6 protein-coding genes are annotated in these 8,425 nt (G+C 52.8%); 4 read left to right on the plus strand and 2 right to left on the minus strand.

Annotated elements, in window-relative coordinates; translation table 11 throughout:
- The first annotated feature begins 700 nt into the window (after positions 1-700).
- Both ACREAY_RS07490 and ACREAY_RS07495 read left to right on the plus strand, forming a co-directional pair.
- The gene (locus tag ACREAY_RS07490) at positions 701-1,744 is read left to right on the plus strand and encodes a BMP family lipoprotein (protein ID WP_431755146.1); all 1,044 of its coding nucleotides are present in this window, start codon (positions 701-703) and stop codon (positions 1,742-1,744) included.
- A gap of 108 nt (positions 1,745-1,852) precedes the next feature.
- Positions 1,853-3,562 carry a sensor histidine kinase gene (locus tag ACREAY_RS07495; RefSeq protein WP_431755147.1) on the plus strand — a complete coding sequence of 570 codons (1,710 nt, stop codon included), beginning with the start codon at positions 1,853-1,855 and terminating at the stop codon, positions 3,560-3,562.
- Between the two features lie 576 nt (positions 3,563-4,138).
- Here the strand turns inward: ACREAY_RS07495 and ACREAY_RS07500 are convergent.
- Positions 4,139-5,086, minus strand: coding sequence for an HNH endonuclease (locus ACREAY_RS07500; protein WP_431755148.1), 948 nt, complete (start codon positions 5,084-5,086; stop codon positions 4,139-4,141).
- 438 nt (positions 5,087-5,524) lie between these two features.
- On the opposite strand from ACREAY_RS07500, the gene ACREAY_RS07505 reads away from it, so the two are divergent.
- The gene (locus ACREAY_RS07505; RefSeq protein WP_431755149.1) at positions 5,525-6,700 is read left to right on the plus strand and encodes a spherulation-specific family 4 protein; all 1,176 of its coding nucleotides are present in this window, start codon (positions 5,525-5,527) and stop codon (positions 6,698-6,700) included.
- A 5-nt stretch (positions 6,701-6,705) separates the two neighbouring features.
- Here ACREAY_RS07505 and ACREAY_RS07510 read toward each other — a convergent pair whose 3' ends face one another.
- Complete coding sequence (locus tag ACREAY_RS07510; RefSeq protein ID WP_431755150.1) at positions 6,706-6,972, minus strand: ubiquitin carboxyl-terminal hydrolase 14; 267 nt, start codon at positions 6,970-6,972, stop codon at positions 6,706-6,708.
- A 128-nt stretch (positions 6,973-7,100) separates the two neighbouring features.
- Between ACREAY_RS07510 and egtB the strand changes: the two genes are divergently transcribed.
- On the plus strand, positions 7,101-8,425 hold a 1,325-nt coding region (egtB, locus tag ACREAY_RS07515), incomplete at its 3' end, for an ergothioneine biosynthesis protein EgtB (RefSeq protein ID WP_431755151.1).

Below are 8,425 nucleotides of genomic sequence, written 5' to 3' on the forward strand. Positions count from 1 at the left end.
GCGGTAACGCGCGCACTTACGAGAGAAACCTTTGAGCCAAAGCTGGGTAGGCTTCGATATGCCACGGGTACTTATGAAAAGCTAATTCGTGCGACCATCCCTATATCCTCCGGGGAGCATCGTAGTGGTTTCTACATCTTGCTTTCGTTTGACACGGGTTGTAACATCACAGACATCATGAAGAGAAAGTACTCCCTTTCATCGATGAGTAGGAGCGAAGGCAGAGTTTCTGTAAATCTCACTCCCCTTAACACGAGACGTATTAAGTCCAAACTTATGCTTACTAGTCATAAGATCCTACAACGGCTCTGGTAATTTGGTATTGGCTCTGCGACTTCATGCCTAACGGAATCTCTTAAAAACCGTCGCTTGGCGCTGTTAACTTTGCGGCTGATTATATTCTTTTCATTCGGAAAAAACACGCCGATCAGCCGATAAGTTAACACCACCCTCAGTAATTTAATTCTGCTAGAGTCCCGTGTAATCTCGATCTTTTCAACAAACGGCGAACAAAGCAATGACAGACATTGAAAAAGAAATCTCAACTAGCTTATAGGGATACTGTCAGATCTTTGTCGATGTCCCTTACACTAAACCGGCAATTTGACGTGAGAAAAAACAGGAAAAAAAGCCAGCAGATCAGCCCATGCGGTCCTGTGCTACTTAAATATCGCAAACAGGTTGATGCAAAGCAGGCAACATGACGGCCAGAATACGCGCAAGATACATTCTTCTAGTCGGAATTGTTGCCGCAGTCATAATAATAATCGCTGCAACCATGGCTGCGACGGCCCGGCCTTCTGGTCCCCCAGATAGCAAGTCGCTAAGGGTAGCCGTGGTTACTGACGCCCTGTTCACCGATAAAGGATGGGGCGCCGCGTCGCAAGACGCTGCAGAGTTTATTGCCAAGAAATACGGGTTTGAAGTCACTTCCGAAGACAACGTCGAAATTGCAGACATCGAGTCGACGCTGAAGAAATATGCGCAGTCGCGCTATGACCTTGTAATTGCCCACGGCTTCCAGTGGGGAGAGCCCTCCTTGCGGGTGGGAAAGCAATATCCAGACACGAAGATTGTCGTTTTCACGGGCCTCGTCCAGTCCCAGAACGTGGCCTCTATTTTCCCGATGCAGCAGGAAGGCTCGTTTCTCCTCGGCGCGCTTGCCTGCATGATGACAGAATCAGGCGTGATAGGCTATGTAGGCGGGGAAGAATATCCCAACCTCATCAACATCTTTGAAGGGTACGTGCAGGGTGCAAAGACGGTCAACCCGGACGTCCGGATTATCGGGACGTACCTGAACGACTGGGACAATCCGGAGAAAGGCAAGGAATCGGCCATGTCGATTATCCAGCAGGGGGCCGACGTCATATTCTACGTCGCAGACTCGTCAGGCCACGGAGTGATCCAGGCTGCCGAGGAAAAAGGCATCTATGCCCTCGGGGCGGTGCAGGACCAGAATTCCCTTGCGCCTGGCACGGTCCTTTCATCCTTTGTGCTTGACGTTGACAAGGCGTACGACCAGGCAGTGCAGGCAGTTGTTGAAGGGAATTTCCGGGGGGAGTTACTGAAACCGGGCCTGGAGAAAGAGAAAGGCGCTTCCAGCGACGGCATCGTGTACCTGGCGCCCTTTCACAGCCTGGACGGCGAGGTGCCTGACGAGGTAAAGAAAAGGCTTGAAGAGCTGACAGATGACGTACTGGCAAAAAAGCTGGTCGTTCCAGAGAGGCTCGAAGAATCATGACCGGACGGGAACTGGGCCATTGCATCCCGAAACCTGCAAGCCACGAGGAGGCTGCGTGACCTGCCGTTGAGAAACATTTTTTCTAAACGGAATTCGGCTGTCTTTCTTTTGATCATTGCGATTGTTGCCTCGCTTTCCGCCATATCGTCCAGCTATTCTGCCAGCACGTCAGAGCAGATTGAGAAAATCGCGGTTCAGGAAACAAGGTCAAACGCCGAAATCCAGGCGCACCACCTTTCAAACTCCCTTGCAAACAAGCTTGCCGATGTCACCAACAACTTGCAGATTATCTCCAAGGCTCCTGCAGTGCAGGAAAACGATTTCGAGAGGGCAAAAAAGATTTTCAATAATGCAGAGACGGCCAGCAGCGACATCGCGGACTTTTACATGTGGCTCGACAGGGAAGGCAGAATCGTCTGGATAAGCAACATCAACCAGACCGCCTACGATCAATACAGGGGCTTTGACCTCAGTTACAGATCTTATTTCATGCATTCAAGGGACACCCTGCAGACGTACTACAGCAGCGTGACAGACTCTAATGACAGGGTCCTCAGGCTGTACATCTCTTATCCCATTCTTGATGAGAAATTGCAGCAGGGGACAGGCGGCAAGGCAAATGACGGCGCCTTCATGGGAGTCGTAGTCGCGGGAGTCCGAACTGAGGTCCTGGGAAAATTCCTTGAAGGCGAGATCTCTCCCAAGCTTGAGGGCCAGGTCGGGCTGCTGGATAACAGGGGGATAATCCTCTATTCCAAAGACACTCCATACCTTGGCAAGAATGTCTTTGGCGTCCGGTTCCAGTCTTTTCTTTCATCGCTTGATGCAGAATCGGTAGATTCCTTTAACAGCGGCTTCAAGGCCGCGCTCCAAGGCGAGACAGGCTCCAGGGACACGACTATGAACAATTCAAGAGTCACGTTTGCATACCAGCCGGTGACGCTTGAAGAAAAGCAGTTTGGGGCACTCTACATTCTGGCGCCGCACGGCCAGGCAAGCGCCGCAGCAGCGTTAATCGACCAGCAAAGGAACCTGACCACGCTCACGATTCTTGCAATGGCGGCGGCTGCCTTAGGCATCCTTTTTCTCATCTTTTCATGGAACAAGAGGCTGGAACAAACTGTCAGTGCAAGGACCGCCGAGTTGAGGGAGGCAAACCTGCAGCTAGAGGCCCGCGACAAGATGCAGCAAGAGTTCATCAATGTGGCGGCGCACGAACTCCGCACGCCGGTGCTGCCCATCATCCTCGGCGCCGAGGATTTGGCCGAAACGCTGCCGGACAACAGCATCGTCCAAATAATTTTGAGAAACGCCAGGCGCATAACGAAACTTACAAACGACATCTTGGATGCCAGCAGGATTGAAAGCAACTCGCTAAGGATAGACAAGAAGAGGTTCAACCTAAAAGACCTGATTGCAGATGTCATCGATGACTATGGCAAGCAGGTTTCCAGTGACAGCCGGGAAATAGAATACGAGGTGCAGGACATGGAAGTCGAGGCAGACGCCACAAGAATAACGCAGGTGCTTTCGAACCTTCTTGGCAATTCCCTGAAATTCACAAAAAAAGGGAGGATAACCATTACGGCAAGGAAGGACGGCAGCCAGGTAGTTGTCGCGGTGCGCGACACCGGCACCGGGATAGATCCGGACATCATTCCCCGGCTTTTTACAAAGTTTTCGACCAAGTCAGATAGCGGCACCGGCCTTGGGCTGTTTATTTCAAAGAGCATTGTGGAAGCCCACGGCGGCAGGATATGGGCAGAGAACAATCCTGACGGAAAGGGGGCGACTTTTGCTTTTAGCTTGCCGGCATAGACGGAATTGCATCAGGCGCTTGCCCAGATGCGCATGACCCCATCATAAGCTCAACCGGCTTGTCTCGATAAAATATGTCGACTAGGAGCTGAATAATGCCGGGTTCGACATGGATGCTATACCATTTATGAAATGACTTTTAGTAGAAGCAAGAGTAAATCCCTCTCACCACTGTATACAGGTAGCGCGCGTTTCCAGTGGAAACAGATCGAAATAACAGTTCTTTAATACTGCAGGCAGGCGCTGCGCGGTACGGTGTGGCGGGAGGCCGGCGCGAGCTCGAAATCAACATGACAGAGGCCATCCAGCTTGCTCTGGAAAACATAGAAGGAATAGCAAAGAAGGAAGAGAATCGTCATCGAGCTTCCCAATTGATTGTCATCTTCCAAAGCCCGTACCCGTTTAGAAGTGGTTTTCGCTGGCTTCATTTTGCTCATGAGTTCAAATGCAACAGAACCATTCTTGCCCTAGTCAATACAACCCCTTTCCAGGAATAACATGCCGGATTCCACCCCGTGGATCGGCAACATCATTTTTTCTCCTTGGAATCAGATGTATGTGGCAGTGAGGAACGGTCTACCCAGCATCTTTTCCATCGTTTACCCCAATGTTAAAGCTGGTTACAGTAGGGTCAGATTCCATTATCTGTTCCTTCGCTTGCTCCACTTGAATGAAACACGCTTTCTGTTCGGCAGCTCCCATGTCAAAGAACGAACGGGTATGACGATTCGGACTCACCAGCATGTGCCCAGCAGTCACAGGATACTTGTATTCAAACGAAAATGCCAGATTATTTAACGCCTTTATCCTTGATGGGTCCATGTTACAGAAAACGCACTCATCATCCCTGTCAGAGTACATGCTGTTCCAGGATCGAAAATCGGTGTCATCAAAGTCTCTTTTCTGCGAGTTGCATGTGTAACAAAGTGCCTGCAGGTTTTCCATCACTGTTTCCCCTCCTCTGTTTCTCGGGACAATGTGATCCACATCCAAGGCCTTGACTTCTGCAGGGATTCCGCAGAGTTCGCAGCGGCCTTTGGCTTTGGTTAGCACGTTGTACCGAAGTGATCCGGGAACATAACTAGGTGCCTTGGCCCGATGCAGCCATATCAGTTTCCCCCTCTTTTCCTCGTACTCGTCAATCTTGCTTTCGCACAAGGCGATCAGCTCGGCCCGCTGCTGCGGCGACACGCTTCGCGTATTCAGTGTAAAGTTGCCCGAGTCATACGTCACAATACCATGCTTTCTCAAAATCCTGCCGGGCATCTCTTTGGTGATCTTGATATAATACTCGATCTGGCTTTCGTCTTTCTGCAGGAACTGCTCTGCTACCTTTCTTACAGGCAACCTGTTCTGCGGAGATTCTAAAAGGGTCTTGATCATAAGCGGCTGATAGATATGCTGCATCTTCATCCCGTGAACGATAAACTCCTTTAACCCGTCAAAATCCAGAGCCAATATTTCGACAGATGTATGAGAAACATATAAGGTAGCTTTTGTCAAAGTTTCCCTTCTCCTTGGCATTGGCGATCGCCGGAGCTGTAATGGCGGGCAGGGGTATTACATGTCGAGTTTTCGATCGCATGGGGCTTACTGCAGTCTCCCTCCATTACGTGTGCATCATGCCATTGCCTTGTGTAGCACAATTGTTGCAAGAGCTATAAAAGAACGATTATTTTGACACTTTTCCACTGGAAACGCGCACACACGCTTTTCTCGCCCCGCCGTCAGCTATGCGCCGGACATCGTTGCTGCCCCCCACTTTTTCACCCGGCCCGTGATATGATATCGTCACCAATTTTGGGGACTGTGGTTTGCAAACCGTGCAAAACAGGCCTCAAAAACCACATAATTAGCACGAAATCGGGGCCTTCTGGCTATGTAACTCACTGGCCCCATGACTTTTGGGCTTTAGGCATATAACGATGAAAACCAACAGAAAAGTCGCCTGTACTATTCATCATGATAAAGATCATTATCCTAGTGTTCATCATCACGATCTCCGGCTTGGCTACGGTTCCCAGACAGGCCCATGCAGAACAGGAAGGCGTGGTCGCGCAATCGGTTTTCACCACCAGCCCCGGCGGCAACTATTTAAAAAAGATCAAGGTCGGGACCCAGTTTGCCGCGTCTGTCAGCATTGCAAATACTGACAGCAGGATACACGACTATACCGCGGTGATGGAAGTAAGGGACGCCGGCGGGTTCACGGTCTGGCTCGACATCGTTACAGGGCTGATGGGCCCGGGGCAGCAGGTCAGCGTCCGCACGACCGTCTCTCTGGACCAGGTCGGCGAGTATTCCGTCAGGGCGTTTGCATATTCCTCCCCGGCCCTGGGGCAGGACCGGCGGGTTTCGATATCGCCTATAGTCTCGGCGCCCATCTCGGCAGTCGAGGTCAGCTATATCCACCAGGCAGGCATCTATATCCCGCTTTACGAGTACCCGCAGCTAGAGAACCAGGGCAGCGTCTGGAGCACCCTCATCAGGGTAAAAGGCGAGCACCCGTCGGTGCCGTTTGCGGCCACCATAAACCCCTCGTCCGGCCCCGGATTCTGGCAGGACCCAAATTACGCCGCCGGCACCTCGGCGCTCAGGAGCGCGGGCATAGAGTATGTCTTGGGATACATACACACAGATTATGCCCGGCAGGCGGCAGGGGCTACCTTGCCTGACATAAAAGGCGCGATAGACAGGTACAGGGCGTGGTATCCTGACGTCAACGGCATCATGCTTGACGAGATGAACTCAGGCTCTGGCCAGGTAGGCTTTTACCAAGAGATAGCAAGCTATGCCCGGTCGCAGGGGATCGAGTTCATCGTCGCAAACCCCGGCACGCGCGCCGACAGGGAATACATCGGCCTCTTTGACAACATCATGATATACGAGCAGGTGGTGCTGCCTTCAGTCTCGCAGCTGCAGGAAAATACCTATTTCCCCGAGTACCCGCCAGAGAACTTTTCCTTTGCCGTAAGGAACGTCTCGTACCTTGACCCGGCCTACGTGGCAGAGGCCAGAGAGCAGGTCGGCTTTCTCTACATAACCGACGACGTGGAAAGCCCGGCAGACACCAACCCGTACAACGCGCTGCCGCATTATTTTGCCGACCTGGTGGCGATGCTGGAGCTGCCTAAATAGACGGCCTATTTCACGTACGCCTTGTCAACATAGCACCACATCCAGTCTTCTCCCGGCTCAAAGGACTGCATCACGGCGTGGGAGGTCCCGTGGAAATGCTTGGTCGCGTGCTTGTTGACAGAAGAGTCGCAGCATCCGACGTGGCCGCAGGTCAGGCATTTCCGGAGGTGGACCCAGCCAGAGCCCATCTTCTCGCACTCCTCGCAGCCTTTTGTCCGGGCCTTGACGTTCTCGTTTGCGTCTTTCAGGTGTTCGCATGCCTGAGACTTCATTGCCAGTTATCCCGAGCCGTACAAGATATTTTCTTTGGTCGGCAGTACACTGACTTTTCTCCTAGAATTAAAGTTCGGCTGCGTGCCAGCTGAGCTTATAAGAATGAAAATGGCTTTTGTCCACATATATGACGCAGGTAGCAAAGGAGAAGGGCGCGGCCGAAAGGCTGCTTGCAGAATTTCAGGTGGTGAGAAAGGCGACCATGGAGCTCTTTGCGCCCCTGAAGGTCGAAGACGCGGTGATGCAGTCCGATGCGTTCGGCAGCCCCCCGAACTGGCACATAGCACACGTGACGTGGTTTTTCCACAAAGTGCTTGAAAAGCACGGGGCGGACCTCAAGGACACAGAGGGCATCAACCTAGACTACCTCAACTCGTATTATCAAAAATACGGCAACATCCTCCCAAAGCAAGAGCGAGGGCGGCACCCGAGGCCGACAGTGCAGGACACGATGCGCTATCGGTCGTTCATCGACGGCAAGGTCGCCGCATTTCTAAGAGGTGCCGAGTCGGCCGGCCTGCTGCCAAAAGAGATAGAATACGACATCATGCTGGGCAACCAGCACGAAATGCAGCACCAGGAGCTGATGACCTACGATTTTCAGCACTACTTTCAGCGATTCGAGCCTTCAGACAACTACGTGCCGGCCGTCATAGGCGCGGCCAGGCCGGCGGGTGAAAAACCGGCTGGGATGGTGCCGGTGACCCCGGGCATCTACGAGCTCGGCTTTGGCGCAGAGGGGTTCTGCTACGACAACGAGCTCCCCGAGCACAAGGTCTACCTCTACCCGTTCAGAATAGACGTCGCCCCGGTCACAAACGGGGAATTTGCAAGATTCATCGAGGCAGGGGGTTACGAGGACTTTAAGCACTGGCTGTCCGATGGCTGGGACCTTGTGCAGGAGAGCGGATGGAAGGCCCCGCTGTACTGGCAGCGCAAGGAAGGCAGGTGGATAAAGAAGGATTTTCGCGGCGTGCGCGAGATAGACCCTGACGAGCCTGTCGTAAACGTCAGCTATTACGAAGCCGACGCCTACGCCCGGTGGGCGGGCAAGAGGCTGCCCACAGAGGCCGAGTGGGAAAAGTCGGCAAGCTGGAACGACGACCTGAAGGCAAAGACGCTCTACCCGTGGGGCAACGAAGGGGCGACGCCGGCGACCGCGAACCTGTTCGAGTCGCGCCTCTGGGGGCCGTCAAAAATAGGGTCGTATCCGGCAGGCAAGAGCTATTTCGGCTGCCACCAGATGGTAGGCGACGTGTGGGAATGGACGTCGTCTGAATACGTCCTCTATCCCGGCTTCAAGTCGCTCTTCTCGGAATACACGGACAAGTGGGCGATAAACCAAAAAGTCCTCAGGGGCGGGTGCTTTACGACGCCTTCGATGCAGGCGAGGAACAGCTACCGCAACTACTTCAAGCCCCACGAGCGGATCCTCTTTGCAGGGTTCAGGTG

Origin of the sequence: Nitrososphaera sp. (assembly GCF_050748925.1) — an archaeon.
In the GTDB taxonomy this organism is placed as follows: Archaea; Thermoproteota; Nitrososphaeria; order Nitrososphaerales; family Nitrososphaeraceae; genus Nitrososphaera.

Bases quoted from the DNA above. Each gene is read 5' to 3' on its own strand.
- ACREAY_RS07505 (WP_431755149.1), top strand. From the start codon at position 5,525: ATGATAAAGATCATTATCCTAGTGTTCATCATCACGATCTCCGGCTTG.
- ACREAY_RS07490 (WP_431755146.1), top strand. From the start codon at position 701: ATGACGGCCAGAATACGCGCAAGATACATTCTTCTAGTCGGAATTGTT.
- ACREAY_RS07500 (WP_431755148.1), bottom strand. From the start codon at position 5,086: ATGCCAAGGAGAAGGGAAACTTTGACAAAAGCTACCTTATATGTTTCT.
- ACREAY_RS07510 (WP_431755150.1), bottom strand. From the start codon at position 6,972: ATGAAGTCTCAGGCATGCGAACACCTGAAAGACGCAAACGAGAACGTC.